Genomic DNA, 26,380 nt, shown 5'->3' with positions numbered 1-26,380 from the left:
CAATAACGATACTGCCAAAAGTATGACGGAATTATTATATTAAGCTATCGTTTCACCACTTGCGTTTGTTAAAATTCAGCTTAGTCTTTTTCCGAACTTTGATATAAGAAATCAGAAAACAAACTGAAGCGATTAGCAGGATGGCATCGACGACCAAAAAAATGATGTTTGCCATCATTGGTACCAAAATGAGGTTTTGTTAAATAAATCGAACTTTTAGGTGACTGGCGGATCTGATCGTTACAGTTGTTTCAGCATCGGGCTCCTATGGCAAAGCAAAAGTTTAAAATCACCAACTGGCCCACCTACAACAAAGCGCTCAGGCAGCGCGGCTCCCTGACGGCGGTAGCTGTCAACGAAGTTGACACCCTTATTCGTTTTTATGCTGCCGTTTTCAACCCAGTTTCTGGCTTATCCGGATTCAGCATCACTACCCCGACCCGCTGCCATTGACGGCATGAGGTTGACCACCGTTCCGGTCGGGCTTTTTGAGCCGTCTCATACAAGGCTTTTCGTTTTGCCAGCAGGCTTATATCTTCCCCTCGATGCCGTTGGCCCGGGGTCACATAACCGATGGCGCTATGCCGGTGCTCTTCGTTATACCACCGCCTGAACTCCTCGACCCAACGCCGTGCTTCATCCAGATCCAGGAAGCCTGATGACGGCCACGACGGAACATATTTTAGCGTCCTGAACAGCGACTCCACATACGGATTATCGTTGCTCACTCGTGGGCGACTGTGCGAGCCGGTGATCTTCAGTTCTTCCAGCTTCGCTTTCAACGTCTGGGATTTCATTGGCGCACCATTGTCGGCATGAAGCACTAACGGGTGTCGGTAGCACCCTTCACGTAATACCGTGCGGTGCAGGAGCGCGGCGGCCTGCTCGCCGTTTTCCTCTTCATGAACCTCGTAACCGACGATTTTTCGGCTAAAAATATCTTCTATTAAATACAGATAAAAATAGCGACCACGAACCCGTGAGGCTAACCCGGTGATGTCCCACGTCCACACCTGGCATGGCTCAATAGCCTGATAAGTGGTCGGTTTATTCACTTTCTGTGGTGCCCGACTGCGGCCACGGTGATGAACCTGCCCGTGTCGCCGGAGCACCCGGTAAAACGTCGACTCACTGGCCAGGTAAATGCCTTTATCCGCCAAACGTGGCACGATCTGTGCCGGCGGCAGGCTGGCATATTCCGGCTCGTTACATACCGCGACTATCTGATGCTCTTCTTCAGCCGTCAGTTTATTGGCCGGGACCGGACGCACGACCGTGGGCCGACGGTCTTCAGCCTGGCCGTTCCAGCGCCGCCAGGTGCTCAGGCTTAACCCCACTTCCCGGCAAGCACAGAGCAGACGAGCGCCGGCGGTATCCATTGGATAAATTGCGTGCGTTCGTGAGCGGGGGTCAGTCGTCCTCGTCCTCCACACCGTAATAGTGATTCAGCTTTTTTCGCAAGACCAGCAACGCTGCCGCCTCCGCCAGGGCCTTTTCTTTGCGCGCCAGTTCGCGCTCCAGCCCCTTGATTTTCTTTTGGGCCTGCTTTTGCGACTGGCGGGTATCCGCTTGTGGCGTCTGGAGAAAAGCCTGCTTCCACTGGGCGATTTGTTCAGGATAAAGGCCTTTGCGACGGCAGTATTCACTCAGTTCGGCTTCACTGAGTGTGGCGGTTTCGACGATGACGGCAAAGCGCGCTTCTGTCGACCAGAGGTCGGTGGTTTTGTTAGCTCCGGGCACCGGTTTTCCCTCCCGTTTGGCCTGGTTTCGCCAATGATAAAGGGTAGCTTCCGATATCCCTTCCTGGCGTGCAAGTGCGGTGACGGTCATATTGTAAGGCGGCAGTAATTTGGCCAAAACGGCGGCTTTACGTTCCGGTGAATAGCGTTTCATATCAAGCTCCGTTGCCCCCATAGGGATTTTCAGTATGGGGTGTCAACTACCCTGCCAGAGGGGGACGGTCTGGCTTGATGAGTCTGCCATCGCGGCGTGGACTGACTGCACGCAGCCTGAGGGGCGTGGCCGCAGGCCGAGTAACATAGCCAACACACCTGCAACTTGAAGTATTGACGGGTATATATGTGCTCAGTTATACGCAATTAGCTTAACATCCTGGGCTTTCCGTCTCCTGTGATGAGGGCTTCTCTGAAGGGAAGGCGCAATGGAACAAAGCAGAACCATTGCTCCGATAGGCGCTCAGAGCGGTGATGAGAAGAAGTGAGCATATATAATGAATGGTGCCTTGAGAGAGAATTTAGACTACAATGACGCTGACCTGCCCCCAGTATTAGATACAACGATCAGTTAGTAATGTCCGTTTGTTTACCTTCTAATTTTCCATTTCTCCAGCTTGCTGCAAATTCAGCCGGCGTCTGGTAATTCAGCGATGAATGGGGTCTGGACTCGTTGTAGTCCTGCCGCCAGTCGTTAATGATTTTCCGGGCATGAAGAATATCGCTGAACCAGTGTTCATTCAGGCATTCATCCCGAAAGCGACCGTTGAAACTCTCAATAAATCCGTTCTGCGTTGGCTTACCTGGCTGGATTAAGCGCAACTCAACACCATGCTCAAAAGCCCATTGATCCAGTGCGCGGCAAGTGAACTCCGGGCCCTGATCGGTTCTTATTGTCGCCGGATAGCCACGAAAGAGCGCGATGCTGTCCAGAATACGCGTGACCTGAACACCTGAAATACCGAAAGCAGCGGTGATCGTCAGACACTCCTTCGTGAAATCATCCACACAAGTCAGGCACTTAATCCGGCGGCCGCTGGCAAGTGCATCCATGACAAAATCCATCGACCAGGTCAGGTTAGGCGCATCCGGGCGGAGCAGCGGCAGACGTTCTGTAGCCAGCCCTTTACGACGTCGCCTGCGTTTTACGCCCAGCCCGCTCAGATGATAAAGGCGGTACACACGCTTGTGATTAACATGAAAGCCTTCACGGCGCAGTAACTGCCAGATGCGGCGGTAGCCAAAACGCCTGCGCTCCAGTGCCAGCTCAGTGATGCGCCCTGATAAATACGCATCAGCCGCCGGACGCTGAGCCTCATAACGGCAGGTCGACAGGGACAAACCTGTAAGCCGGCAGGCACGACGTTGCGACAGACCGGTCGCATCACACATAAACTCAACGGTTTCCCGCTTCTGGTCTGTCGTCAGTACTTTCGCCCCAGAGCCACCTGGAGTGCCTCCTTATCCAGCATGGCTTCGGCAAGCAGCTTCTTGAGTCTGGCGTTCTCTTCCTCAAGCGACTTCAGGCGCTTAACCTCGGGCACTTCCATACCGCCATACTTCTTGCGCCACGTGTAAAAGGTGGCGTCGGAAATGGCGTGCTTGCGGCAGAGCTCACGGGCAGAGACCCCGGCTTCAGCCTCGCGGAGAATACTGATGATCTGTTCGTCGGAAAAACGCTTCTTCATGGGGGTGTCCTCATGTGGCTTATGAAGACATTACTAACATCACGGTGTATTAATCAACGGGGAGCAGGTCAAAGATATTTGCCTTCGGTATTTTGTGATTGATCGCATTGGTGGCAAGATCGTAGCCGATTTCAGCGTCTTCTTCCAAACACTTGGTCCGAAAGAACCTGTCATGGTTAACTAAAACCGGACACTGATTCAGATACAATAATGACCCACGAACATTTCTCGAGTTACCGGGTGGTCGGCTCCGATTTTCCAACAACAGGGCAAGTTTGCGGCAAATTCAGCTTAAATAACGCGGCGATGCCGCAATCGGACGTAAACATCGCGGAATGATCGTGCCCGACGCCCGGCACCTCGACAATTTTTTGCTCCAGATCGGTTGGGTGTCGACTTTGCAGATAGCTGAAGTAGGCTAATCCCCGGGCGAGTCGGTAAGGACCCTGCGCCATTGCGGCGCACGAACGGTCGATATAATGGGTATACGGGTTTGTATCTGCTTGGCCGAGCAGATACACCACATCGCGTGAGGGGTATTGTGATTCAAGCTTACTGACATCCTGCGACGCCACATAGGGCGGGGCCGATTTAAAGCCGTATTTCCATTCTGTTGCGCGCGGACAGGCTCCGTTCGCTATCGCCTTGCTCTCAGGCCTGTCGTCGGTGAAATATAGGTAGCTGGACGGATTGGCGACAACATAACGCACGGTCACGCCGGTTTGCGCCAGTTTCTCATTTTTATGGCCGACAACGGCATACCGCTGTACATATTGGGCACCTGCTGAATGGCCCATAATCACTATCGTTGATAACGAAGGATAAAGCGCGCGGTTGGCGAAATGCGTCAGTAACGCATCAAGTGCGCTGAAGGAGCTTATTGGCGCAGGGGTCAGGGCTGGCGCTCCGTCCTTCCAGCCTTCCTGAGTCCAGGCGAGAACGGGAGCCGGTAGCGAAAATGCCTTGAGATCTGGGCCGGTCAGGAACTGCGGAGCAACCACCATGGTGCCTTTACCTGCATCCCCGGCCTTTTTAACGACTTTGCGCCCGGTTGCGTAATACGCGTCAGCATTGCGTAGCGTGCCATGGATGACAATGAAAATCCGCACAACGTCAGGGGCCGCCTGGTTTATTGGACGATCGGCGAAAACAGGTAATTGGCCGTTGCCTGATGGCGTTTCGACCCATATTCGTTGGTTCGCAACGGCTTTGACCGATGCGCTAAGGTGCTGCTGCGGGTGTTGATGTGCGGCAGGTGGCGTCGTTGACCACGCATTGTGACAAATACTGAGCATAGCGCCGCCGATGATGAGCGACTTCAGATGGCGGCTTTGTGGGCAGCGTTGCTCAAACGTAGCCACCCAGCAAGGCAGGCTTCCGGCAATGTTTCTTGCTCGTCGCATCAGCGCATGATGAATGATGTTAAGTACTAACAACGTTTTTTTCCGCACGCTCTGCCACCGTTTCAAAGTAAGACCCCATCCCACCGGCGGTAACGATTACCGCAGACACGTATCCGGTATGCCCAAAAAATACCGGGCTCCAGCAAACTATCCCGCCGAAAAGACAATGTTGATCCAGGCAACAGGAAAAGTGGGCGCTACCAGGCGGAGACCGCTTGTTAACGGCCTGTTATGCTACCCGGTAATATGCTTTATACCACTCCACAAAGTTCTTCACCCCCTGCTTAACGGACGTTCGCGGTTTAAACCCGACAAGATCGTACAGCGGTTGGGTATCAGCGCTGGTTTCCAGTACGTCGCCAGGCTGCATTGGCAGCATGTTCTTTTTCGCTTCAAGTCCCAGCGCCTCTTCCAGAGCAGTGATATAGTCCATTAATTCAACGGGAGAACTATTACCAATATTATATACCCGATAGGGCGCGGAGCTGGTTGCCGACGACCCGGCTTCAACTGTCCATGTCGGATCCGCTTGCGGTATCTTATCCTGAACACGAATAATCGCTTCGGCGATATCGTCAATATAGGTGAAGTCGCGCTTCATCTTCCCGTAGTTGTAGACGTCGATACTTTTCCCTTCCAGCATGGCTTTGGTGAACTTAAACAACGCCATATCCGGTCGGCCCCATGGGCCATAGACGGTAAAGAAGCGCAACCCGGTAGTCGGAATACCGTAAAGGTGGGAATAGGTATGCGCCATCAGTTCATTGGCTTTCTTCGTCGCGGCATACAGAGAAATCGGATGGTCAACCGAATCGTCGGTCGAGAATGGCATCTTGCGGTTTAAACCATAAACCGAACTGGATGAGGCATAGATCAGGTGCTCAACGTTATTATGACGGCAGCCTTCCAGAATGTTCAGGTAGCCGATCAGGTTCGCATCGGCATAAGCGAACGGATTTTCCAGGGAGTAGCGAACGCCAGCCTGGGCGGCAAGATGGATCACCCGGTTAAACTTCTCGTGAGCAAAAAGTTGGGCGATGCCTTCACGATCCGCGAGATCGATTTTGTGAAAACTGAACAGGGGAGATTGCAGTAAATCCAGACGGGCCTGCTTAAGATTGACGTCATAATAGTCGTTCATGTTGTCGAGGCCGACAACCTCATGACCCGCCTCCAGAAGGCGCTTGCAGGTATGAAAGCCGATGAATCCTGCGGCTCCAGTTACTAAAAATTTCATATTCATCCTCTGGGGTGACTGTGTCCCGCTATCTATTCGTTGATTTTACACTGGCTTGCCGCGTGGATCACCTGCTTTACCGTTGCTGATTATGTTCATATGTTCGTTGGGGAAGCGCTGGCGTCCGGATATCAATGGGTTTGTACTGGCGTTCTGTAGTTTGAATGAAATTCATTATCTGTGCTTTATGATTAGCAAGATAATGATTGCGTATGGTTTGATCGCGTACTCAGGATTCCCTGTTCTGCCCGGATGGTTTATGCCCCGGAGAAATAACGCAGATTAAAATTGATTTTATGTTTGAGTTTACAATTATTTCACATTGAAGGCGGGTTTTTAAGATTTTTCTTTTTAAATCAGAGGGTTGTTTTCTTTTCTAAATTTTGTTTAAATTATGTTTACCTCCTGAATCATTTGCAATATGAATTGATTGGCAACGTATTTTCATTTTTATTCCTATAGACCAGCGCTATAATGCTGCTGCTCATTTGCATGACCATTGTGTTGTCAGCTTAATCAGCTATCCTGTGCGCAGCATTAAATATGACACTAAACTGATTGTTGGCGTCATTTCAATCAATATTGGAGCACAGTTTGCGCTGATTCATCAGAAGATGAATGGGCAGATAACGGAGACAGAGCCCTGTGACGCATGAAAAACAGGCTTGTCGGATGAGCGAATTGAGAAATTCCTGATGGATGAGGCGAAAGCAAACAGCGAGAGTGTGCCCCTGCTTGAATCTTTATCGTTTTCAAGCGAGCAACACCCGGTGTCACGGGCGGCCACTTTTTCGACAGCCGCTGTTTAACCTCAGGACGGCGTTGAGCCAGTGCGCTGTGGTTGTGATAACTGGCGCTGGAGGTTCTGACAGACAAGATAGATGAATCATTACGCAGTTTGGTTGCGACAGCCAAGGGCGGTAGCGTGATTTAAAGCTATCTCATAACATTAAGGGGAGGGGGTATCTGACTGAAAAATAGCAGTTTTTACTGTTTGCCATGAAACAGCACATTAACTGGTCATCTCCAGGTCAGCATCTCACTTGTCCCAGTTCGGTATGCAAGATCTACAATGGTCGGCTGCTGCCAGTGCATTAAAGCGGAGACAAAACTCGGGAAAATCTTGCTTTAATCTATGTGCTTAGGTTTTCAGCTCGGATGCACAAGTCACGGTATCTACCGGCAATCTATAAGTTCGGGCGTTAGAGCTATCGCAGCTGACGGGGGTTTAGTCAGCTACAGCGCGAAATCTAAAGTGCATAACAAAATGCTTAAAATTTCGTAGAATAATTTATGAGTATAAAAATGAAGTATAATCTAGGGTATTTATTTGACCTGCTTGTTGTTATCACTAATAAAGATCTAAAGGTACGGTATAAAAGTAGCGTGTTTGGTTATTTATGGTCAATTGCCAATCCTTTGCTTTTTGCGATGATCTACTATTTTATTTTTAAACTGATCATGCGTGTTCAGATACCTAATTATACCCTTTTTCTAATAACGGGGCTGTTTCCCTGGCAGTGGTTTGCAAGCTCAGCAACAAATTCACTTTTTTCATTTATTGCTAATGCGCAAATTATTAAAAAAACTGTATTTCCGCGCTCAGTTATCCCGCTCAGTAATGTCATGATGGAAGGGTTACACTTCTTGTGTACCATTCCTGTCATCGTCGCTTTTCTTTTTGTCTACGGTATGCGTCCTTCGCTTTCGTGGCTGTGGGGAATACCGCTCATTGCTATCGGGCAGGTGATATTCACCTTTGGCATATCCATAATCTTTTCAACGTTGAATCTATTTTTTAGAGATCTGGAAAGATTTGTGACTCTCGGTATTATGTTGATGTTCTACTGTACGCCCATTTTATACGCATCCGATATGATTCCGGCAAAATATAGCTGGGTTATTGACTATAACCCTCTGGCGAGTATGATTTTAAGCTGGCGCAACTTATTTATGGATGGGGTTTTAAACTATGAGCATATTTCAGTATTATATTTGACGGGTATAGTGCTGACGGTTATCGGTTTGAGTATTTTTAATAAATTAAAATATCGCTTTGCAGAGATCTTGTGATGGAACCAGTAATTGATTTTAATAATGTGACAAAAGAGTATCCACTTTACCATCATATTGGCTCAGGTATTAAAGATTTAATATTTTATCCCAAAAGAGCATTTCAATTACTGAAGGGCCGCAAATATCTTGCTATTCAGGATGTTTCTTTTACGGTCGGTAAAGGAGAGGCCGTTGCGCTCATCGGGCGAAATGGCGCAGGTAAAAGCACATCTTTGGGGCTGGTTGCCGGCGTGATAAAACCCACAAAAGGATCGGTCACCACGCGTGGGCGAGTCGCTTCAATGCTTGAGCTGGGCGGCGGCTTTCATCCAGAATTGACGGGGCGCGAGAACATTTTTCTTAATGCCACACTTCTTGGGTTACGCCGTAAAGAGGTGCAGCAGCGAATGGAGCGCATCATTGAATTTTCGGAATTAGGGGAATTTATCGATGAGCCGATCCGCGTCTATTCTAGCGGTATGCTAGCGAAGCTTGGTTTTTCTGTTATCAGTCAAGTTGAGCCTGATATTTTGATTATCGATGAAGTGCTTGCCGTCGGCGATATTTCTTTTCAGGCCAAATGTATCAAGACGATTAAAGAGTTCAAAAATCGTGGCGTGACAATATTGTTTGTTAGCCACAACATGAGTGATGTGGAAAAGATATGCGATCGGGTTGTCTGGATCGAAAATCATCGTCTGCGGGAAATCGGTTCTGCTGAAAGAATCATCGAACTTTATAAACAAGCAATGGCCTAAATCTGGTAATTAAATGAATAGTATTAAGATCTATACCTGTCATCATAAGCCGAGCGCATTCCTTAATGCATCGATTATCAAACCATTGCATGTAGGTAAAGCCAACTCCTATAATGATATCGGCTGTATTGGCGATGATACAGGTGATAATATTTCGTTTAAAAACCCTTTTTACTGTGAGTTGACAGCACATTATTGGGTTTGGAAAAATGAATCTCTTTCTGATTATGTCGGCTTTATGCATTATCGCCGACATCTGAACTTTTCCTCAGAGCAGAGCTTTCCGGAAGATAATTGGGGCGTCGTTAATTCACCCGTTATTGATGCAGAGTACGAAAAGCAGTTTGGTTTAACCGACACGGCAATCCAGGGTTGTATTTCAGGGTTTGACCTGCTGTTACCAAAGAAGTGGTCTGTAACCTCTGCCGGCAGTAAAAATAACCTCGATCATTATGAGAAAGGTGAGTTTTTACATATAAAGGACTATCTGGCTGCCCTGGAGGTTGTCGAAGAACTTTATCCGGATTATAAAGCGGCTATTCAGCAGTTTAACAATGCCACAGATGGCTATTATACGAACATGTTTGTGATGCACAAAGATATGTTCGTAGATTATTCAGAATGGCTCTTCGTGATTTTGACTAATCTTGAAAGCCGCATCTCTATGAATAATTATAACGCGCAAGAAAAGCGTGTTATTGGACATATTGCTGAGCGTCTTTTTAACATTTATATTATTAAGCAGCAGCAAGACCGGGCCCTGAAAGTTAAAGAACTTCAGCGCACTTTCGTGACGAATGAGACATTCAACGGCAAGCTGGAACCGGTTTTTCCTCACGCTGCGCCGATAGTCATCAGTTTTGATGACAACTATGCCATCAGCGGTGGAGCCTTAATCAACTCCATTGTTCGCCATTCTGATAAAAACACCCATTACGATATTGTTGTGCTGGAAAATAAGGTGAGTAACCTTAACAAGCAGCGCTTAATAAAACTGGTCTCGGCCCATACAAACTTTTCACTTCGATTTTTTGATGTGAATGCCTTTACTGAATTGAATGGCGTACATACCCGCGCGCACTTTAGCGCATCAACCTATGCTCGCTTGTTTATTCCGCAGCTTTTCCGTGAATATGAGAAGGTCATTTTTATCGATTCCGATACTGTGGTGAAGGCCGATCTTGCGACTTTGCTCAATGTCGACCTCGGCACAAACCTTGTTGCCGCCGTTAAAGATATCGTGATGGAAGGCTTCGTCAAGTTTGGTGCGATGTCGGAGTCGGCAGATGGTGTGATGCCCGCCGGCGAGTATCTGCAAAAAACGCTTAAAATGACCAATCCAGATGAGTATTTCCAGGCGGGAATTATCGTTTTTAACGTTGCCCAGATGGTGCAGGAAGATACCTTCTCCGCGCTGATTAAGACGCTCAAAGAGAAGAAATACTGGTTCCTCGACCAGGACATCATGAACAAAGTCTTCTATGGCCGGGTTGAGTTTTTACCGCTGGAGTGGAATGTCTATCACGGTAATGGCAATACGGATGACTTTTTCCCCAATCTCCAGTTCGCAACCTATATGCGCTTTTTAAAAGCCAGAATGAACCCGAATATGATTCACTATGCCGGAGAGAATAAACCGTGGAATACGGACAAGGTTGACTTTTATGACGATTTCCTGGAAAACGTCATCAATACGCCATGGGAAAAAGAGACCTATTTCCGTCAGTTATCTCCGGTAAATTCATCAAGTCCTGCGCAAACTGCAGGGCAAACGCCAGTTCTGCTTCAGACTAAGATCAAAAAAGCGTTGATGCCTTTCCTTAATAAATATGCTCCTGTCGGTTCACCGAGGCGAAACACGATAACAAAATACTACTATAAAGTTAGACGCTCAATTCTTGGTTAAGGCTGCTGGAGTTATATTATGAACAGTAAAAATATTCTTATCGTCGGAGCGGGTTTTTCCGGCGTGGTTATCGCACGCCAGCTCGCTGAACAAGGTCATCACATCAGAATTATTGACCAGCGTGACCACATAGGCGGTAACTCCTATGATGCGCGCGATCCGCAAACTGACGTTATGGTTCACGTTTATGGCCCGCATATCTTTCACACCGATAATGAAACTGTGTGGAACTATGTGACTCAGCACGCTGAGATGATGCCGTATGTGAACCGTGTCAAAGCAACCGTGAATGGCCAGGTGTTCTCTCTGCCGATCAACCTGCATACCATCAACCAGTTTTTTGCGAAGACCTGTTCGCCAGATGAGGCCCGGGCGCTTATTGCCGAAAAAGGGGACAGTTCGATCCTGGAACCGAAGACCTTTGAAGAACAGGCTCTGCGTTTTATCGGCAAAGAGCTCTATGAGGCGTTCTTCAAGGGCTATACCATCAAGCAGTGGGGGATGGAGCCTTCGCAGCTTCCCGCGTCGATTCTTAAGCGTCTGCCGGTTCGTTTTAACTACGATGATAATTACTTTAACCACAGATTTCAGGGCATGCCGAAACTGGGTTATACGAAAATGATTGAGTCAATCGCCAATCATGAAAATATTACCATCGAACTTCAGCAATCGTTTAACGCTGAAGAGAGAGAACAGTACGATCACGTGTTCTATAGCGGGCCGCTGGATGCTTTTTATTCCTATCAATATGGTCGCCTGGGCTATCGTACTCTGGATTTTGAAAAATTCACCTGGCAGGGCGATTATCAGGGCTGCGCGGTAATGAATTACTGCTCGCTGGATGTTCCTTATACCCGTATCACTGAACATAAGTACTTTTCGCCCTGGGAATCCCATGAGGGATCGGTCTGTTACAAGGAATACAGCCGCGAATGTGGCGAAAAGGATATCCCTTATTATCCGATTCGTCAGATGGGAGAGATGGCTTTACTCGATAAATATTTGTCCCTCGCGGAAAATGAAAAGAATATGACGTTTGTTGGCCGCCTTGGAACCTATCGATATCTGGATATGGATGTCACTATCGCAGAAGCATTAAATACAGCCGATAAGTACTTGTCCTCCCTTAGCAGTAATGAGTCTATGCCAGTATTTACGGTTTCTGTGCGATGAATTGCTCCGCATTAATAGTCACGTATAATCGTTTAGAGAAGTTAAAGCTGACTATTGCCAACACGGTGAAATTAAATTTTACAGCGATCGTTGTTGTCAATAACGGGTCCACGGATGGAACCCAGGCCTGGTTAGCCACCCTTAGCGACCCGCGAGTGATTGTTCTTAATCTGCCATCCAACAGCGGTGGCGCGGGTGGCTTTAAGGCCGGGAGTCAATATTTATGCGACAACGTCGATAGCGACTGGGTTTTCTTTTACGATGATGACGCCTGGCCCGAGAGCGATGCGCTGGAAAAATTTGCCCAGCTAGAAAAGGCTAACTGTCGGGTGTTCACCGCTTTGGTCAAGGATCTTCAGGGGCAACCCTGTCCGATGAACATGCCTTTTGCCAAAGTTCCGTCATCGTTTATGGACACATTACGCTACATCAGAAATCCTGCGGAGTTTCTTCCGTCGGTTTCCCGGGCGTGTGCGGTACAGACGGTTTCCTTTGTCGGTATGATTATTCAGCGAGATGTGCTGCAAAAGCATCTCCACAGTATTCACGACGAGTTATTTTTATATTTTGACGATCTCTATTTTGGCTATCAGCTGACATTAGATGGCGAAGCTATTCGCTATTCTCCCGAGGTCATCTTTACCCACGATGTGAGTATCCAGGGGAAATGTATTGTTCCCGAATGGAAGGTTTATTATCTTTGTCGAAATCTTATTTTGGCGAAGAGAATTTTTCCGCGAGTTGCCATTTTTAGCCGTCTCTCAATCCTTTTACGGTTGATTAAATATGTATCAATATTGCCATGGCAACGCAATAAATTGTTATATTTTAAATACTTGCGTCGTGGAATTATCCATGGTGTAAAAGGAATCAGCGGTAAGAATCATTAAGTGGATATAGCAATGAAAAAACTGTGTTATTTCATAAACTCGGATTGGTATTTTGATTTGCACTGGATTGATCGTGCGATCGCCGCCCGAGATGCTGGTTATGAGATTCACATCATCAGTCATTTTGTCGACGGTAAAGTGCTGAATAAATTTAAAACATTCGGTTTTAAGTGTCATAATGTCCCACTTGATGCTCAATCATTTAATGCATTAACTTTCTTTCGGGCCTTTTTTGCCTCCCGAAAGCTCATTAAAGAAATTAATCCCGACCTTTTACACTGTATCACTATTAAACCCTGTCTGATCGGTGGGCTCCTGTCCAGGACAAACAACCGTCCCGTCATCGTGAGTTTTGTCGGTCTGGGTCGTGTATTTTCAGGTGATACGGGTTTGCTTAAGCTATTGCGCAATATCACCATCATGGCCTACAAATATATTGCCAGTAATAAGCGCAGTATATTTATGTTTGAGCACGATAAAGATCGTAAAAAACTGGCGGGTTTTGTCGGGATTGACTATCAACAGACTATTGTCATCGATGGCGCGGGTATCAATCCGGAGATCTATAAATATTCTCTGGAGCAGGAGCGTGACGTTCCGGTTGTGCTGTTTGCCAGCAGAATGCTCTGGAGTAAAGGGCTCGGGGATTTAATTGAAGCCAAGAAAATCCTCGAAGCAAGAAATATTCATTTTACGCTAAACGTTGCCGGGATACTCGTTGAAAACGATAAGGATGCTATATCCCTTGCGGTGATCCAGCAATGGCATAAAGAAGGTCTGATTAACTGGTTGGGGCACAGCTCTAACGTCTGCGACTTGATCGAGGAGTCGAACATTGTGGCATTACCTTCGATCTATTCCGAAGGCGTGCCGCGTATTCTGCTTGAGGCTTCCTCGGTTGGCCGGGCCTGCATTGCCTACGATGTTGGCGGCTGCGATAGCCTGATCATTAATAACGATAACGGCATTATCGTGAAAAGTAACTCTCCGCAGGAGCTGGCCGATAAGCTTGAATTCTTGTTAGCCAATCCCAAAGCACGAGTAGAGATGGGTATCAAAGGACGGCAACGCGTTCAGGATAAGTTTTCTAGCGGTATGATCATTAGCAAGACCTTAAAGACTTATCATGATGTGGTTCAGGGATGATGTAACGCAAGAGATTACAGCTTCATGTAAATCAAACACCTCCGAAGCGGTTGCATTTTAAGCTATGTAACTGCTCAGCAAACGCATGATGAGTTTAATGATTGCGTGCCTCTTATTTTGAAGGTGATTGAATGTCTGATGAATCAAGTAACGTTATTGTATCCGTTATTATCCCTGTCCATAACGCCGCGGAATATATTGCTGAGACGCTTACTACGGTGTTAGCCCAGTCTTTAAAAGAGATTGAGATTATCCTTGTTAACGATAGCTCAACGGATAATACGCTGGATATTGTCACTAAAATAGCCAGTGAAGATTCGCGAGTCCGGGTTATCACCAATCCGAGCAACGTCGGTGGCGGCGAATCGCGAAATATCGGCTTACGAGTAGCGACCGGCGAATATATCATTTTCCTCGACGATGACGATTACGCCGATAAAGAGATGTTAAAGAGAATGTCCGACCGGGCTACGGCCCTGCAAACGGATGTTGTTATCTGCCGGTGCCAGTCAGTCGATTTGCAAACCAATACCCGTTCTCTCATGCCTTTGTCGGCGCGTGAGGATTTACTGCCTGAAAAAGAGGTCTTCTCTTCACGGGAAATTGCTGACGATTTTTTCAGAGCCTTTATATGGTGGCCATGGGATAAGCTCTTCAGACGCGAAGCTATCCTGGCAATGGGCCTGGAGTTTCAACCGCTGAGAACCACAAACGACCTGTACTTTGTGAGTTGTTTCATGCTGTTAGCAAATCGCATCTCTCTGGTTGATGAGATCTTAATCTCTCATACTATCCACCGCGCTGAGTCGCTTTCCTCCACCAGAGAAGATTCGTGGCACTGCGCGCTGGAGGCATTAACTTCGCTACGTTTGTTTATGCAAGATCGTGATTTACTGGCGTCCAGAAGTCGTGATTTTAATAATTACGCCGTTGTTTTTCTTGAGTGGCATCTCAATACGATTTCTGGCAGTACGTTTAACCCGTTGTTTAACCAAGTAAAGTCGTTCATCTTATCTTTAGAAATCGATCGTGATGATTTTTATGATGACTTTATCAAAGCTGCGTACGGCCGGATCGTTAATCAGTCAGCGGAAGAGTATATTTTTTCTCTGAAAGACAGAGCGTTACGCGAGCTTGAACATGCACAAATGATGAACTCAACGCTGCAGGAAGAAATGACTTCTCTTAAACAGTCGACGGTATCTCAGCGAAGTGAAATTGATGTGCTGAAGGCGCAGGTTAGCGATAAAACCACCATTATCCACGAGCTTGAACAGCGCAATACGCGTTTAGAGGACGAGTATCAAACTCAACAACAGAGATTGCTCAGCATCGAAAATGCGTACCATGAACTGACCCAGCGCTATACAGATTTGGTTTCATCTTTATCGTGGAAAATGACGAAACCATTGAGGCTAGTTAAAGAAATAACTGCACGAAAAAAGTCATGACAACGATAAACAGGTGATATCAAACAGCGCGCTGGCGATGTTGATATTGCAAGGGAGGCGTTGTGCCGCCTCCCTTTGATGACTTACTTATGCCTGCTCCGAAGGTTTTCCACCACATCCGTCAAATTCAGCCCCTGATCCTGCAGCAGCACCAGCAGGTGATACATCAAATCCGACGCTTCATTCTTCAGCTCGAACTGGTCATGCACCGTTGCGGCCAGCGCGGTTTCCACGCCTTCCTCTCCCACCTTCTGCGCAATACGTTTGGTGCCGCTGGCGTACAGCTTCGCGGTATAGGAGCTCTCCGGGTCGGCGTGTTTGCGTTCCGCCAGCAGCTGCTCCAGCTGATATAAGAACAGCCACTGATGGCCGGTTTCGCCAAAGCAGCTTGAGGTGCCTTTATGGCAGGTTGGGCCAATCGGATTAACCAGCGCCAGCAGGGTATCGTTATCGCAATCCGGGGTGATGCTCACCACATTGAGGAAATTGCCCGAGGTTTCCCCCTTGGTCCACAGACGCTGTTTGGTCCGTGAATAAAAGGTCACTTTGCCGGTTTCTTCGGTTTTCGCCAGCGCCTCCTGATTCATATAGCCCAGCATCAGCACTTCACCAGAAACGGCGTGCTGCACGATGACCGGCATCAGACCGTCGGTTTTTTGCCAATCCAGCTGTTCACTTAACATACCCTAATCTCCACGCCCTGTGCTGCCAGGTACGTTTTCAGTTCACCAATGTTGATAATTTGCTTGTGGAACACCGAGGCGGCCAGCGCGCCGTCGACGTTGGCGTCGCGGAAGGCTTCCAGGAAGTGCTCCATGGTGCCCGCGCCGCCGGATGCAATCAGCGGCACGCGGCATACGGCGCGCACCTTGCTTAACTGCGCCAGATCGTAGCCGTTACGCACGCCGTCCTGGTTCATCATATTGAGGACGATCTCGCCGGCCCCGCGCTTTTGCACTTCCTGCACCCAGTCCAGGGTTTCCCACTGCGTCACCCGCGTCCGGCTTTCATCGCCGGTATACTGGTTGACGTGATACTTGCCGCTCGCGGCGTCAAACCAGGTATCAATGCCTACCACAATACACTGCACGCCGAACCGATCGGCCAGGCGGGTAATCAGCGTCGGATCCGCCAGGGCAGGGGAGTTGATGGAGATTTTATCCGCGCCGAAGGAGAGGATTTGCGCCGCATCGTCCAGCGACTTAATGCCGCCGGCAACGCAGAACGGAATATCGATCACTTCCGCGACCCGCGACACCCAGCTTTTGTCCACCACGCGGCCGTCGCTGGAGGCGGTGATATCGTAGAACACCAGCTCATCCGCGCCTTCGTCGGCATAGCGTTTTGCCAGCGGGACGATATCACCGATGATTTCGTGATTACGGAACTGCACGCCTTTCACTACCTGGCCGTCGCGAACGTCGAGACAGGGGATTATCCGTTTTGCCAGCATTGAATGGCCTCCGTTACGTTAAATTTACCTTCCAGCAGCGCCCGGCCGACAATCACCCCGCGCACTCCGGTTCCGCGCAGCGCGGCGATATCATGCAGATCGCCAATGCCGCCGGAAGACTGAAACGCGACCTGCGGATAGCGGGCGCAGACTTCTTCATACAGCGAGACGTTAGACCCGGCCAGCGTCCCGTCGCGGGAAATATCGGTACACAGCACGTGCTGCAGGCCGACGGACTGATAGCTCTCCACCAGCTCCTCCAGGGTTACGCCGGAGTTCTCCTGCCAGCCGCTGACCGCCACCTGCTTGCTGCCTTCCGCGTCAATCCGCACGTCAAGCGCCAGCACCAGATGCTGCGGGCCAAAACGCGTAAACCAGCCTTTCACCACTTCCGGCGACTTCACCGCCGTCGAACCCACCACCACGCGCGCCACGCCTGCATCAAGCAGGGCGGCCACGTCTTCTTCCGTCCGCACGCCGCCGCCAACCTGCACCGGCACGTTCACGCCGGCAACCAGGGTTTTCAGCAGCGGGATCTGGCGCTTCGCCGGATCTTTCGCCCCGGTCAGGTCGACCAGGTGCAGCACTTCGGCCCCCTGGGCGGCATAGGATTGCAGGCGCGGCAGCGGGTCGTTACCGTAGTCGCGCTGCTGAGCGTAATCGCCCTGATGGAGACGGACGACCGTGCCGTCAATTAAATCTAAAGCAGGAATAATCATCACATCTCCAGGAAGTTTTTCAGCAGCTGCGCCCCGGCGCTGCCGGAGCGTTCAGGGTGGAACTGGACGCCAAAGAAGTTATCTTTCTGCACCGCCGCGGTGAAGGCCTCGCCGTAGCTGCACTGGGCGATGGTATTGACGTTGACCGGCATCGCGTAGCTGTGGACGAAGTAAAAATACGCCCCGTCTTCAATGCCGCGAAACAGACGATCGCCCGCTTTGGCGTATACCCGGTTCCAGCCCATATGCGGCAGCGGCAGGCCGTGGTCGGTCATTTTCGGCACCTCCTGGTCGATAATGCCCAGCAGGTCAACGCCGTTATTCTCCTCGCTGCGTTTTCCCAGCAGCTGCATGCCGAGGCAAATGCCCAGCACCGGCTGGGTACAGGCTTTAATCAGCTCGATCAAATCGCGCTCGCGCAGCTGGTCCATCGCCGCCTGAGCCGTGCCCACTCCCGGCAGAAACAGTTTATCGGCGCGCAGCACCACATCCGGGTCGCGGCTGACCTGCGGCTCGTAGCCGTGGCGGCTCACCGCGGATTTCACCGAATTGAGGTTGGCGCAGCCGGTATCGAGGATCACCACGTTCATCAGAGTACCCCTTTCGAAGACGGCAGCGTGTCGCCCTGGACGCGAATCGCCTGGCGTAGCGTGCGGCCGAAGGCCTTAAACAGGCTCTCTACGCGGTGGTGGTCGTTTTTGCCCTTGGTTTTCAGGTGCAGAGTGACCGCCATGGTATAGGAGAGCGAGCGGAAGAAGTGTTCCACCATCTCGGTGCTCAGATCGCCAACGCGCTGATAGGTAAAGTCGGCTTTGTATTCGAGGTGCGGACGGCCGGAGATATCCAGCGCGCAGCGGGCCAGGCATTCGTCCATCGGCAGCACAAAGCCGAAACGGCCGATACCGCGCTTGTCGCCGAGGGCCAGCTTCAGCGCTTCGCCCAACGCGAGCCCGGTATCTTCCACGGTGTGGTGATCGTCGATATAAAGATCGCCGCCGACGTTAATCTCCAGGCGGAAGCCGCCGTGGGTGGCGATTTGGTCAAGCATATGATCGAAAAAGCCGACGCCGGTGGAGATTTTGCTGCCGCCTTCGCGGTCCAGCCACACTTTCACATCCACCTGGGTCTCTTTGGTGATGCGCTCAACGTGGGCGTAGCGGTCGCGGCGGGTTAGCTGTTCGCAAATGGTCGGCCAGTCCAGCTTTTCGCGGTCATAGCGCAGGCCGGTAATGCCCATGTTATCCGCCAGCTGGATATCGGTCGCGCGGTCGCCAATCACGTAGCTGTTGGCGGTGTCCATCACCCCTTGCTCCAGCCACGGCAGCACCAGTTTGGTTTTCGGCTTGCGGCAGTCGCAGTTATCCGCCGGGAGATGCGGACAAATCAGCACCTCGTCAAAGTTGACGCCCTGCGAGGCGAAAATCTGCATCATCAGGTTGTGCGGGCCGTCGAACTCGTCCTGCGGCAGGCTGGCGGTTCCCAGCCCGTCCTGATTGGTGATCATCACCAGCCTGTACCCTTCCTGCTGCAGCTTCAGCAGGGCCGGGATCACCTGCGGCTCAAACGCCAGCTTATCGAAGCGGTCTACCTGAAAATCAACCGGTGGTTCGGAAATCAGCGTACCGTCACGGTCAATAAAGAGAAACTTCTGGGTCATACATTCTCCGCAGTCAAAGCGTCAATGACGCGCTGGCTCTCTGCACGGGTACCGATAGTGATACGCAAACAGCCGCTTAATGAAGGTTGTTTATTCTGGTCACGTAAGATAATGCCCTGATCCCACAAAGATTTAAATACCGCGCTGGAGGCGGTGATCCGCGCCAGAACGTAGTTGCTCTCGGAATCGAACACCTCTTCAACGCAGGCAATGCTGCGCAGCTGGCTGACCAGATAATCGCGTTCGGCGAGGATCTGCGCCACGCGCGCCCGCATGGCGGCAATGCCTTCCGCGCTGAGCGCCTGGGCGGCGATGTCGGCGACTGGCGTCGAGAGCGGATAAGGTGCGATAACCTTCATCAGCACGTTAATCACCTCGGCGTTGGCGAGGGTAAAGCCGCAGCGCAGTCCGGCCAGGGCGAAGGCCTTGGAGAGGGTACGCAGAATCACCAGGTGCGGATACTCGTTGAGCCAGGTCGCCAGCGTGGCCTGCGGGCAGAACTCAATATAGGCCTCATCCGCGACCACGATGGCTTTACCGCGCGCCATCTCCAGCAGGGTGCGAAAATCTTTCGGGTTGATAATCTGCCCGGTCGGGTTATTCGGGCTGCAGACGAACACCACTTTCACGCCGTCAAGATTGGCCGCGATACCCGGCAGATCCAGCTGCCAGTCGGCGAGGGTGGGCACCGTACGGCAGGTCACGCCGATGGTTTCGGCGCTGACGCTGTACATGCCGTAGGTCGGCGGGCAGTAGAGCACCGCGTCCTGGCCCGGCTCGCAGAAGGCGCGGATCAGCAGTTCAATGCCTTCATCGGCGCCGCGGCTGACCAGCACCTGCTCCGGCTTGACGCCCGCATACTGCGCGTAGCGTTCAATGACCGCTTTCGGCTGCGGTTCCGGATAGCGGTTCATCGTCTGCTCGGTCAACTGAAACGCGACCGCGGTCGGGAATTCGTTGGCGTTCAGCCAGACGTCGCCTTTACCGCCCAGACGGCGAGCAGATTGATACGGCGTCAGCGCGCGGACGTTGGCGCGGGCTAAATCTTCGATGCTCATGCTTGCTCCTTAAGGGCTGCGACGCGCAGCGTAACGGCGTTTTTGTGGGCGTCCAGACGCTCGGCGGCGGCCAGAATCTCAATCGTTGAGGCGAGGGCGGCAAACCCGTCGCGCGACAGCTCCTGCACGGTCATGCGTTTCTGAAAATCCGCCAGGCCGAGGCTGGAGCAGGTGGCGGTGTAGCCGTAGGTCGGCAGCACGTGGTTGGTGCCGGAGGCGTAATCGCCGGCGGACTCCGGCGACCAGTCGCCGAGAAATACCGAACCGGCGCTGGTAATGCCGTCGACCAGTTCGCGGGCGTTGCGGGTCTGAATAATCAGGTGCTCCGGACCGTACTGGTTGGAAATCTCCACGCACTGGGCGATATCGCGAGCCACGATGATGCGGCTGGCGGAGAGCGCCCCGCGGGCCGTTTCCGCACGGGACAGCGCGGCCAGCTGGCGCTCAACGGCTTGCGCGACGCGGGTGGCCATCTCGCTATCCGGCGTCAGCAGGATCACCTGCGAATCCGGGCCGTGCTCCGCCTGGGAAAGCAGGTCAGAGGCGACGAAATCCGGAGTGGCGCCGCTGTCGGCGATCACCAGCACTTCCGACGGCCCGGCGGGCATATCGATAGCCGCGCCGTCAAGACGCTGGCTGACCTGGCGCTTGGCTTCGGTCACGAAGGCGTTGCCCGGGCCAAAGATTTTATCGACCTTCGCTACCGATTCGGTGCCGAACGCCAGGGCGGCAATCGCCTGCGCGCCGCCGACGTTAAAGATATTGCGCACGCCGCACAGCTGGGCGGCATAGAGGATTTCATCGGCAATCGGCGGCGGCGAGCATAGCACCACCTGCTGGCAGCCCGCGATGCGCGCCGGCGTGGCGAGCATCAGCACCGTGGAGAACAGCGGCGCCGAGCCGCCGGGAATATATAAGCCGACGGAGGCGATAGGGCGGGTCACCTGCTGGCAGCGTACGCCCGGCAGGGTTTCCACATCGACGGCCTGCAGCCGCTGCGCGTTGTGGAAGGTTTCGATATTTTTGACCGCCACGGCCATCGCCTGCTTGAGCTCGTCGCTCAGGCGCGCGCCGGCGGCGGCAATCTCTTCATCGCTGACCTTCAGCGCCTTGACGTCGGTTTTATCGAACTTCGCGCCGTATTCGCGCAGGGCCGCATCGCCGTTGTCTTTAACGTTATTCAGGATCTCCGACACCGTCTTGCTGATGCTCTCGGAGGCGGAAATAGCCGGGCGCGTTAAGAGCTGTTGCTGTTGTTCTGCGCTACAGCCGTTCCAGTCGATAATTGTGTTGAAGCTCATGGTTGTTTCCCCTGTTTATCCCGTGACCGACCCGCCGGTTTACTCCATCATCTTCTCAATCGGCAGGACCAGAATGGAGCTGGCGCCCAGCGCTTTCAGTTTTTCCATGGTTTCCCAGAACAGGGTTTCGCTGCTCACCATGTGCATCGCCACGCGCTGCTTGTCACCCGCCAGCGGCAGAATAGTCGGGCGCTCGGCGCCGGGCAGCAGGGCGACCACTTCTTCCAGGCGCTCGGTCGGCGCGTGCATCATGATGTATTTTGATTCGCGGGCCTGAATCACCCCCTGAATACGGGTCAGCAGGCGGTCGATCAGCTGCTGTTTGCTATCGGCCATCTCGCCGTCGCGCTGGATCAGGCAGGCTTTGGAGCGGAACATCACTTCCACTTCGCGCAGGCCGTTTGCTTCGAGAGTCGCGCCGGTTGATACCAGGTCGCAAATCGCGTCGGCCAGACCGGCGCGCGGAGCCACTTCAACCGAGCCGTTCAGCAGGCAGGATTTGAACGAGATCCCTTTCTGGTCAAGGTAGCGCTTCAGCAGGTGCGGGTAGGAGGTGGCGATGCGTTTGCCGTCCAGCGCCGCCGGGCCGTCCCAGGGTTCATCCGCCGGGGTCGCCAGCGACAGGCGGCAGCCGCCGAAGTCGAGACGGCGCAGGGTGAAGTAGCGCGGGTCTTCGCCCTGAGCGCGGCGGCTCAGCAGCTCTTCCTCCAGCACGTTTTCGCCGATAATCCCCAAATCGACCACGCCGTCCATGATAAGGCCCGGAATATCGTCATCACGCACGCGCAGAATATCGATGGGCATATTTTCCGCCAGCGCGATCAGGCGCTGGGTGTGCAGATTCACTTTGATGCCGCAGCGGCTGAGTAATTCGCGTGAATCTTCGCTTAAACGCCCTGATTTCTGAATAGCTATGCGTAAACGGCTGTTGTCTAACATTCTTATTTTCCTCTGTAACCTGTCTGAATCTGTCCGAATTCGGTCCAAAAAAAAGCCCCCGGAAGTGAATCTTCCGGGGGCTCTCTTTGCGTTCATGCACCACTGGAAGATCCAAACGTCTTCCAGCACACATCGCCTGAAAGACTAGTCAGGATGATGGTGATGATGGTGGTTTTTAAATTGAACGCTGTTCATAAAATTCTCTGTGAATGACTATGCATTTGATGCCTTTTAACCTAAACCACTTCACTCGCATAAAGCAAGGGCTTTTTTCTATCATTAATTGATTTCATATTGACCTAAGAAATTGTCAGCTGCCGCCGGCTGGCGTAGCCTTAAGTCAGCACAGCGAAAATTCAGGAGCAAGGGGATGAAAAAGGTCGCAATTGTAGGTTTAGGATGGCTGGGTATGCCGCTTGCGCTGTCGTTGATGTCGCGGGGATGGCAGGTGACCGGCAGTAAGACCACGCAGGATGGCGTCGAGGCGGCGCGGATGTGCGGCATCGACGGCTATCCGCTGCGTCTGGAGCCGCAGCTGGTCTGCGACACCGAAGATCTGGATGCCTTAATGAACGTTGACGCGCTGGTCATTACCTTACCGGCGCGGCGAACCGGACCGGGAGAGGACTTTTATCTTCAGGCGGTACAGGAGATCGTCGATACCGCGCTGGCGCATCACGTGCCGCGCATCATATTCACCAGCTCAACGTCGGTTTACGGCAACGCCAGCGGCACGCTGAAAGAGAACTCGCCCCGCAACCCGCAAACCGCCAGCGGGCGGGTGCTGAAAGAGCTGGAGGACTGGCTGCATAACCTTCCCGGTACCTCGGTGGACATTCTGCGCCTCGCCGGGCTGGTGGGGCCGTCTCGTCATCCGGGGCGCTTTTTTGCCGGAAAATCCGCGCCGGACGGCCAGCACGGCGTCAATCTGGTGCATCTTCAGGATGTGATTGCCGCGATCGAACTGTTACTGCAGGCTCCGAAAGGCGGGCGCATCTATAATATATGTGCGCCTAAGCATCCCGCGCGCGGCGTCTTTTATCCGCAGATGGCCCGCGAGCTTGGGCTTCCCGTCCCCGTATTCTCTGATAACCCGGAGAACGGTAGCGGTAAGATCGTAGATGGCAGCCGTATTTGCAACGAACTGGGGTTTGAGTACCAGTACCCCGACCCGCTGGTCATGCCGATGGAGTAATGCGCCAGCGGTGAATCGCGTACCGTAAGGGGGTAGCGATGAAACCACTGCTGGATGTGCTCGTCATTCTTGATGCCCTCGACAAAGAGGGCAGTTTTGCCGCCGCCTCGGCGAAGCTCTATAAAACGCCGTCGGCGCTGAGCTACACCATTCATAAGCTGGAAAGCGATCTCAATATTCAACTGCTTGACCGCAGCGGCCACCGGGCGCGCTTTACCCGTACCGGGCAGATGCTGCTGGAAAAGGGGCGCGAGGTGCTGCACACCGCCCGCGAACTGGAAAAGCTGGCCGTCAGGCTGCAGCAGGGCTGGGAAAATGCGCTGATACTCAACGTCGACGCCACCTTTCCGTTCCCGCTGTTGGCTCCCGCGATCGCGGCGTTTTATCACCAGCATCACGCCACCCGCCTTGAATTCCGCCGCGATACCCCGGGCGCAAACTGGCAGATGCTGATGGAAGGGCGGGCGGATCTTCTGCTCGGCGTGCTGGGCGACCCGCCGGCGCTCAGCGGCTGCGGCTCTGTTCTGCTGGGAGAAGTGGCGCAGGCGTTTGTTGTTGCGCCCCGGCATCCGCTTGCGCAGATTGCCGGCCCGCTGGGCTGGCGGACGTTGCGCCGTCATCGGGCGATTGTGGCCGACGGCGCGTGGCCGCAGATTGACGCTCAGGATAGCCTGGCGGTATTCGATCTTTCCGCCCGGCTGACGCTGCTGTGCGCCGGACTGGGATGGGGCTATTTGCCGCTATTTCAGGTACAGCCTTTCATCGCCCGCGGCGAGCTACAAATATTAAAAACCACGGTGCCTGAACCGGTCAATCGCGCGTGGATAGGCTGGAATGAAGATATTTGCGGCCAGGCGGGCGAGTGGTGGCGAAAGGAGATATTAGCAAATAGTGCTATCCATCAGGTCTATAATACTAAAATCGTATGAATATTAATCTGTTAGAGAATCGTCGTGATTATTAAGCCTTGTAACATCTTGTCATCGTGCCAGTAGTTGTTGCAAAATACGCGTCCTGAAAATCAGAAACTGGCCGACGCTTTTTTAAAGTGTCGGTTATTTTTTTGGTTGAAAGACACATCATTCAATACCAAGAGGCCGGGCTTCGTACCGGATAGATATTTACTAAAAACCGACAGTGGTTGTCGCTGAGGAATACAAAGAAATGGGGCAATTTTTTGCTTACGCGCTGGCGTTCACCGTAAAAGGGGATAACTATGTCGCATAACGCTACTCCAAAAACCTCTCGCGTGGAATTACGTAAAACGCTTACGTTGATTCCGGTTGTCATGATGGGCCTGGCCTATATGCAGCCGATGACGCTGTTCGATACGTTTGGTATCGTCTCTGGATTGACTGATGGTCACGTTGCGACGGCTTACGCCTTCGCGCTGATCGCCATTCTTTTCACGGCGCTGAGCTACGGTAAACTGGTTCGCCGTTTCCCGTCGGCGGGTTCCGCTTATACCTACGCGCAGAAATCCATTAGCCCGGCCGTTGGCTTTATGGTTGGCTGGTCATCGCTGCTGGACTACCTGTTCATGCCGATGATCAACATTCTGCTGGCGAAAATTTACTTTGAAGCGCTGGTGCCTTCTATTCCATCGTGGATCTTCGTTGTCGCGCTGGTGGCCTTTATGACCATCTCTAACCTGCGCAGCATCAAGACCGTGGCGAACTTCAACACCCTGATCGTTATCCTGCAGATGGGCATCGTGGCGGTGATTGTTGGCCTGATTATCTACGGCGTTATGCACGGTGAAGGCGCGGGCACGCTGACCAGCACCCGTCCGTTCTGGTCTGAAGGCGCGCACGTGGTGCCGATGATTACCGGCGCGACCATCCTGTGCTTCTCGTTCCTCGGCTTCGACGGTATCTCTTCGCTGTCTGAAGAGACCAAAGACGCGGAGCGCGTGATCCCGAAGGCTATCTTCCTGACCGCGCTGATTGGCGGCCTGATCTTTATCGGCGCTTCCTACTTTCTGCAGCTGTACTTCCCGGATATCTCGCGCTTTAAGGATCCGGACGCATCGCAGCCTGAAATCATGCTGTACGTGGCGGGCAAAACCTTCCAGTGGGGCGTGCTGATTTTCTCCAGTGTTACCGTACTGGCGTCCGGCATGGCCGCGCACGCGGGCGTTTCCCGTCTGATGTACGTGATGGGCCGCGACGGCGTGTTCCCGACGCGTTTCTTCGGCTACGTGCATCCGAAATGGCGGACTCCGGCGTGGAACGTACTGCTGGTTGGCGCGATTGCCCTGCTGGCGATTAAATTCGACCTCGTCACGGCGACAGCGTTGATTAACTTCGGCGCGCTGGTGGCATTCACCTTCGTTAACCTGTCGGTGATCTCCCAGTTCTGGATCCGTGAAAAGCGCAACAAAACGCTGAAAGACCACTTCAACTATCTGATTCTGCCGGTGTGCGGCGCGCTGACCGTCGGCGCACTGTGGATCAACCTCGAAGAGAGCTCCATGGTTCTCGGCCTGATCTGGGGCGGTATTGGTCTGGTCTACCTGGCCTGCGTGACCAAAAGCTTCCGCAACCCGGTACCGCAGTACGAAGACGTCGCGTAATCACGTTTGATGATGTGAAAAGCCGGAGGGAAACCTCCGGCTT

Annotated in this window: 24 protein-coding genes, 2 pseudogenes and 1 other annotated feature; of the genes and pseudogenes, 12 read left to right on the top strand and 14 right to left on the bottom strand. The window is 52.2% G+C overall.

The features are described 5' to 3' along the window. Window positions 1-52 precede the first annotated feature (52 nt). Window positions 53-175, bottom strand: a complete 123-nt coding sequence (locus CDA56_RS30695; protein WP_139536111.1) for a small membrane protein — start codon at window positions 173-175, stop codon at window positions 53-55. Window positions 176-267: 92 nt separating this feature from the next. On the opposite strand from CDA56_RS30695, the pseudogene CDA56_RS31685 reads away from it, so the two are divergent. Further along, a pseudogene (locus tag CDA56_RS31685) lies at window positions 268-342 on the top strand (hypothetical protein); the annotation flags it as partial. A gap of 38 nt (window positions 343-380) precedes the next feature. Here CDA56_RS31685 and CDA56_RS10245 read toward each other — a convergent pair. From CDA56_RS10245 to CDA56_RS10230, 4 genes and pseudogenes are all read right to left on the bottom strand, one after another. Continuing rightward, window positions 381-1,893, bottom strand: a pseudogene (locus CDA56_RS10245) (IS3 family transposase). A 407-nt stretch (window positions 1,894-2,300) separates the two neighbouring features. Beyond that, window positions 2,301-3,421, bottom strand: a protein-coding gene (locus tag CDA56_RS10240; RefSeq protein ID WP_104011319.1) for an IS3 family transposase whose coding sequence is annotated in 2 segments (ribosomal slippage) — window positions 2,301-3,163 and window positions 3,163-3,421 — 1,122 coding nt in all. Because the reading frame shifts where the segments join, the coding sequence is not laid out codon by codon here. A gap of 233 nt (window positions 3,422-3,654) precedes the next feature. Beyond that, complete coding sequence (locus CDA56_RS10235; protein WP_197710594.1) at window positions 3,655-4,890, bottom strand: alpha/beta fold hydrolase; 1,236 nt, start codon at window positions 4,888-4,890, stop codon at window positions 3,655-3,657. 163 nt (window positions 4,891-5,053) lie between these two features. Next, window positions 5,054-6,061, bottom strand: coding sequence for an NAD-dependent epimerase (locus CDA56_RS10230; protein ID WP_104011318.1), 1,008 nt, complete (start codon window positions 6,059-6,061; stop codon window positions 5,054-5,056). Between the two features lie 1,305 nt (window positions 6,062-7,366). Here CDA56_RS10230 and CDA56_RS10225 point away from each other — a divergent pair. The 7 genes from CDA56_RS10225 (at window position 7,367) to CDA56_RS10195 (ending at window position 15,440) form a co-directional block, all read left to right on the top strand. Continuing rightward, window positions 7,367-8,134 (top strand): ABC transporter permease, encoded by a 768-nt coding sequence (locus tag CDA56_RS10225; RefSeq protein ID WP_004138730.1) that lies wholly within the window; start codon window positions 7,367-7,369, stop codon window positions 8,132-8,134. Then, complete coding sequence (locus tag CDA56_RS10220) at window positions 8,134-8,874, top strand: ABC transporter ATP-binding protein (protein WP_104011317.1); 741 nt, start codon at window positions 8,134-8,136, stop codon at window positions 8,872-8,874. Before CDA56_RS10225 ends, CDA56_RS10220 begins: the two co-directional genes overlap by 1 nt. A gap of 13 nt (window positions 8,875-8,887) precedes the next feature. Beyond that, window positions 8,888-10,780 carry a DUF4422 domain-containing protein gene (locus CDA56_RS10215; protein ID WP_104011316.1) on the top strand — a complete coding sequence of 631 codons (1,893 nt, stop codon included), beginning with the start codon at window positions 8,888-8,890 and terminating at the stop codon, window positions 10,778-10,780. 18 nt (window positions 10,781-10,798) lie between these two features. Further along, entirely contained in the window at window positions 10,799-11,953 is a 1,155-nt protein-coding gene (gene glf / locus CDA56_RS10210; protein ID WP_004852435.1) for a UDP-galactopyranose mutase, read from the top strand. Next, window positions 11,950-12,843, top strand: a complete 894-nt coding sequence (locus tag CDA56_RS10205) for a glycosyltransferase (RefSeq protein WP_032693856.1) — start codon at window positions 11,950-11,952, stop codon at window positions 12,841-12,843. Before glf ends, CDA56_RS10205 begins: the two co-directional genes overlap by 4 nt. After that, window positions 12,844-13,989, top strand: coding sequence for a glycosyltransferase family 4 protein (locus CDA56_RS10200; RefSeq protein ID WP_025107744.1), 1,146 nt, complete (start codon window positions 12,844-12,846; stop codon window positions 13,987-13,989). A gap of 131 nt (window positions 13,990-14,120) precedes the next feature. Continuing rightward, window positions 14,121-15,440, top strand: coding sequence for a glycosyltransferase (locus tag CDA56_RS10195; RefSeq protein ID WP_104011315.1), 1,320 nt, complete (start codon window positions 14,121-14,123; stop codon window positions 15,438-15,440). An 83-nt stretch (window positions 15,441-15,523) separates the two neighbouring features. On the opposite strand, the gene hisIE is transcribed toward CDA56_RS10195, so the two are convergent. The 9 genes from hisIE to hisL form a co-directional block, all read right to left on the bottom strand. Next, window positions 15,524-16,123 (bottom strand): bifunctional phosphoribosyl-AMP cyclohydrolase/phosphoribosyl-ATP diphosphatase HisIE, encoded by a 600-nt coding sequence (gene hisIE / locus CDA56_RS10190; RefSeq protein WP_004852427.1) that lies wholly within the window; start codon window positions 16,121-16,123, stop codon window positions 15,524-15,526. Further along, entirely contained in the window at window positions 16,117-16,893 is a 777-nt protein-coding gene (hisF, locus tag CDA56_RS10185) for an imidazole glycerol phosphate synthase subunit HisF (RefSeq protein ID WP_004852424.1), read from the bottom strand. The genes hisIE and hisF overlap by 7 nt, the downstream gene beginning before the upstream one ends. Continuing rightward, window positions 16,875-17,612 carry a 1-(5-phosphoribosyl)-5-[(5-phosphoribosylamino)methylideneamino]imidazole-4-carboxamide isomerase gene (gene hisA, locus CDA56_RS10180; protein WP_025107742.1) on the bottom strand — a complete coding sequence of 246 codons (738 nt, stop codon included), beginning with the start codon at window positions 17,610-17,612 and terminating at the stop codon, window positions 16,875-16,877. The genes hisF and hisA overlap by 19 nt, the downstream gene beginning before the upstream one ends. Further along, window positions 17,612-18,202 carry an imidazole glycerol phosphate synthase subunit HisH gene (hisH, locus tag CDA56_RS10175; RefSeq protein WP_046877512.1) on the bottom strand — a complete coding sequence of 197 codons (591 nt, stop codon included), beginning with the start codon at window positions 18,200-18,202 and terminating at the stop codon, window positions 17,612-17,614. Before hisH ends, hisA begins: the two co-directional genes overlap by 1 nt. Next, window positions 18,202-19,269, bottom strand: a complete 1,068-nt coding sequence (gene hisB, locus CDA56_RS10170) for a bifunctional histidinol-phosphatase/imidazoleglycerol-phosphate dehydratase HisB (protein WP_025107741.1) — start codon at window positions 19,267-19,269, stop codon at window positions 18,202-18,204. The genes hisH and hisB overlap by 1 nt, the downstream gene beginning before the upstream one ends. Beyond that, entirely contained in the window at window positions 19,266-20,327 is a 1,062-nt protein-coding gene (hisC, locus tag CDA56_RS10165; RefSeq protein WP_009654461.1) for a histidinol-phosphate transaminase, read from the bottom strand. Before hisC ends, hisB begins: the two co-directional genes overlap by 4 nt. Next, on the bottom strand, window positions 20,324-21,628 hold the full coding sequence (gene hisD, locus CDA56_RS10160; RefSeq protein ID WP_032719822.1) for a histidinol dehydrogenase: 1,305 nt from the start codon (window positions 21,626-21,628) through the stop codon (window positions 20,324-20,326). The genes hisC and hisD overlap by 4 nt, the downstream gene beginning before the upstream one ends. A 39-nt stretch (window positions 21,629-21,667) precedes the next feature. Further along, window positions 21,668-22,567, bottom strand: coding sequence for an ATP phosphoribosyltransferase (gene hisG / locus CDA56_RS10155; RefSeq protein ID WP_014230042.1), 900 nt, complete (start codon window positions 22,565-22,567; stop codon window positions 21,668-21,670). Window positions 22,568-22,613: 46 nt separating this feature from the next. Then, window positions 22,614-22,736 (bottom strand) — a sequence feature (His leader region). Beyond that, the gene (hisL, locus tag CDA56_RS10150; RefSeq protein WP_009654477.1) at window positions 22,712-22,762 is read right to left on the bottom strand and encodes a his operon leader peptide; all 51 of its coding nucleotides are present in this window, start codon (window positions 22,760-22,762) and stop codon (window positions 22,712-22,714) included. It overlaps the preceding feature by 25 nt. A gap of 175 nt (window positions 22,763-22,937) precedes the next feature. On the opposite strand from hisL, the gene CDA56_RS10145 reads away from it, so the two are divergent. The 4 genes from CDA56_RS10145 to CDA56_RS10130 all read left to right on the top strand — a co-directional run bounded on the left by CDA56_RS10145 (window position 22,938) and on the right by CDA56_RS10130 (window position 26,337). Beyond that, window positions 22,938-23,762, top strand: coding sequence for an SDR family oxidoreductase (locus tag CDA56_RS10145; protein ID WP_004852412.1), 825 nt, complete (start codon window positions 22,938-22,940; stop codon window positions 23,760-23,762). Window positions 23,763-23,800: 38 nt separating this feature from the next. Then, entirely contained in the window at window positions 23,801-24,691 is an 891-nt protein-coding gene (locus CDA56_RS10140) for a LysR family transcriptional regulator (protein WP_104011314.1), read from the top strand. Window positions 24,692-24,926: 235 nt separating this feature from the next. Next, on the top strand, window positions 24,927-24,989 hold the full coding sequence (gene yoeI, locus CDA56_RS31680; RefSeq protein WP_096335043.1) for a membrane protein YoeI: 63 nt from the start codon (window positions 24,927-24,929) through the stop codon (window positions 24,987-24,989). Further along, window positions 24,979-26,337 (top strand): APC family permease, encoded by a 1,359-nt coding sequence (locus tag CDA56_RS10130; RefSeq protein ID WP_004122426.1) that lies wholly within the window; start codon window positions 24,979-24,981, stop codon window positions 26,335-26,337. Before yoeI ends, CDA56_RS10130 begins: the two co-directional genes overlap by 11 nt. Window positions 26,338-26,380: the final 43 nt, after the last annotated feature.

The organism is Klebsiella michiganensis (assembly GCF_002925905.1).
Lineage (GTDB): Bacteria > Pseudomonadota > Gammaproteobacteria > Enterobacterales > Enterobacteriaceae > Klebsiella > Klebsiella michiganensis.
The sequence above is the reverse complement of the archived record's forward strand: the minus strand, read 5'-3'. Positions and strand labels throughout refer to the sequence as shown.

Bases quoted from the DNA above. Each gene is read 5' to 3' on its own strand.
- hisB (WP_025107741.1), bottom strand. From the start codon at position 19,269: ATGACCCAGAAGTTTCTCTTTATTGACCGTGACGGTACGCTGATTTCC.
- CDA56_RS10140 (WP_104011314.1), top strand. From the start codon at position 23,801: ATGAAACCACTGCTGGATGTGCTCGTCATTCTTGATGCCCTCGACAAA.
- CDA56_RS10220 (WP_104011317.1), top strand. From the start codon at position 8,134: ATGGAACCAGTAATTGATTTTAATAATGTGACAAAAGAGTATCCACTT.
- CDA56_RS10230 (WP_104011318.1), bottom strand. From the start codon at position 6,061: ATGAAATTTTTAGTAACTGGAGCCGCAGGATTCATCGGCTTTCATACC.
- glf (WP_004852435.1), top strand. From the start codon at position 10,799: ATGAACAGTAAAAATATTCTTATCGTCGGAGCGGGTTTTTCCGGCGTG.
- hisC (WP_009654461.1), bottom strand. From the start codon at position 20,327: ATGAGCATCGAAGATTTAGCCCGCGCCAACGTCCGCGCGCTGACGCCG.
- hisH (WP_046877512.1), bottom strand. From the start codon at position 18,202: ATGAACGTGGTGATCCTCGATACCGGCTGCGCCAACCTCAATTCGGTG.
- hisIE (WP_004852427.1), bottom strand. From the start codon at position 16,123: ATGTTAAGTGAACAGCTGGATTGGCAAAAAACCGACGGTCTGATGCCG.
- hisA (WP_025107742.1), bottom strand. From the start codon at position 17,612: ATGATTATTCCTGCTTTAGATTTAATTGACGGCACGGTCGTCCGTCTC.
- CDA56_RS10145 (WP_004852412.1), top strand. From the start codon at position 22,938: ATGAAAAAGGTCGCAATTGTAGGTTTAGGATGGCTGGGTATGCCGCTT.
- CDA56_RS10130 (WP_004122426.1), top strand. From the start codon at position 24,979: ATGTCGCATAACGCTACTCCAAAAACCTCTCGCGTGGAATTACGTAAA.
- CDA56_RS10225 (WP_004138730.1), top strand. From the start codon at position 7,367: ATGAAGTATAATCTAGGGTATTTATTTGACCTGCTTGTTGTTATCACT.
- CDA56_RS10215 (WP_104011316.1), top strand. From the start codon at position 8,888: ATGAATAGTATTAAGATCTATACCTGTCATCATAAGCCGAGCGCATTC.
- hisF (WP_004852424.1), bottom strand. From the start codon at position 16,893: ATGCTGGCAAAACGGATAATCCCCTGTCTCGACGTTCGCGACGGCCAG.
- CDA56_RS10195 (WP_104011315.1), top strand. From the start codon at position 14,121: ATGTCTGATGAATCAAGTAACGTTATTGTATCCGTTATTATCCCTGTC.
- CDA56_RS30695 (WP_139536111.1), bottom strand. From the start codon at position 175: ATGGCAAACATCATTTTTTTGGTCGTCGATGCCATCCTGCTAATCGCT.
- hisD (WP_032719822.1), bottom strand. From the start codon at position 21,628: ATGAGCTTCAACACAATTATCGACTGGAACGGCTGTAGCGCAGAACAA.
- CDA56_RS10205 (WP_032693856.1), top strand. From the start codon at position 11,950: ATGAATTGCTCCGCATTAATAGTCACGTATAATCGTTTAGAGAAGTTA.
- hisG (WP_014230042.1), bottom strand. From the start codon at position 22,567: ATGTTAGACAACAGCCGTTTACGCATAGCTATTCAGAAATCAGGGCGT.